Genomic DNA, 1,435 nt, shown 5'->3' with positions numbered 1-1,435 from the left:
CCCGCCATGAAGGTCAGATTTTCCGGCGCCACGAGTTCCGGCTTGTTCAGGAACAGCTGGAGCTGCACGGCGGCGGGGATCTTGGTCAGGGCGTCTTCCAGCGTCGTGGCGATGGCGAAGTTCTCTCCGCTGGTCTCGCCGGCCGAGTGGGTGCCCACGGCATAATTGCCGCTGATCCACGGCCCGCCGGAGTCACCGCCACGTGACTGGACATTCTTGGACAGGAAGCCCCTGAATGCGCGCACGTCGGCCGGATCGGTGGTTCTTCCGCCCACCACGTAGATGCCGGTTTCTTCCACCTGCCCACAGGACCAGCCGTCGGTCCGTCCGGAGCGGCACACTTCCTGGCCCTTGAACGGGGCGACCATGCCGATGATCTTCACGGCGGTGGAACCCGGGTTCGCGGCGCTGGCCCAGGTGCTGGCGGCCGGCTGGACGTTGACGCCGCCATTCAGTGATCCGATGACGGCGATGTCGGTACCCACGTTGCCGGGGCCTCCCGGATCGTCCGTGTTCCACAGGGGGTTCAAGACCCATGAGTTTTGGAGTCCGCCGAACTGGCTGAATCCGAAGCTGCCGAACGGCGCGAGGCTGCCGGGAAGGGGCAACGAGCCACCAGCGGTCGCGGAAGTCGGGGGCTCAAGGCCGATGACCGTGGCGGTGCCGTCCTCCGCGCAGTGCCCCGCCGTCAGGACGACCGGCAGACCCGCCGCGTTGAACGCACCAAATCCGGTCGAGCAGATGGTCCGCCGGGGCGGTGAGTCAATGACGTAGCCCTCTCCGCCGTACACATCCGCTTCGGTGGCGAGCGGGGAGGCCTGCTCCAGCTGGACGTTGGTGTAGCGGGCCACGAAGTCGGCCGGGGAGATCTTCCCTGCCGCGGCAGTCGTTGCCGGGGTAGTCGTCGCCGGGGCGGGTTGCTGGTCCGGCGCCGGAGGCAGGTCTGCTTCGGCCGCGTTCGTCCCGCCGGTGCGGATGATGAAGCTCCCCCCGGAGTAAGCCACGGCCTGCAGCCCGGCGGGTCCCACCTCGCGGACGTAGGCCTGGAACAGCTGCTCAGTGCTGGACGCCACCAGCTCGGCCGCCGAGGGAGCAGCGGTAGGAGCCTCCGTCGGAGTAGCCGTGGGGGCAGTCGAGGGCTCAGCTGCCGGAGCCACGAGAACGAACACGGCCGAGGTTCCGGTCCCATTCAGTTCGGTTACCCGGGCCTGCAGTTCGGGTCCGCTGCCTTCGACGAGGATTTTGCCGTCACGCAGGCTGATCCCCAGGTAGCCGGTCAGCTCCCGCAGCGAGGGAACAGCGTCGGCGGCGGTCCTGGCCAGCTGGCCGGCAGCATTGAAGTCCACGAGCGTCATGCCCAAATCGCGCTGGACTGCCTCAGCGAGCCCGGCGTCGCTGATTTCCGGCACCGCTGCCGGAGCCGTCGTGTCGGCGG

At 68.4% G+C, this 1,435-nt stretch carries 1 pseudogene (running past one end of the window); it reads right to left on the bottom strand.

The window, feature by feature from the left end:
- Nucleotides 1-1,435 (bottom strand): annotated as a pseudogene (locus K789_RS0103990) (S1 family peptidase) (its annotated part continues 205 nt past the right edge of the window); the annotation flags it as partial.

Source organism: Arthrobacter sp. TB 26 (genome assembly GCF_000427315.1).
In the GTDB taxonomy this organism is placed as follows: Bacteria; Actinomycetota; Actinomycetes; order Actinomycetales; family Micrococcaceae; genus Arthrobacter.
Note: the sequence above shows the minus strand (reverse complement) of the source record. Positions and strands in the feature narration are given on the sequence as shown.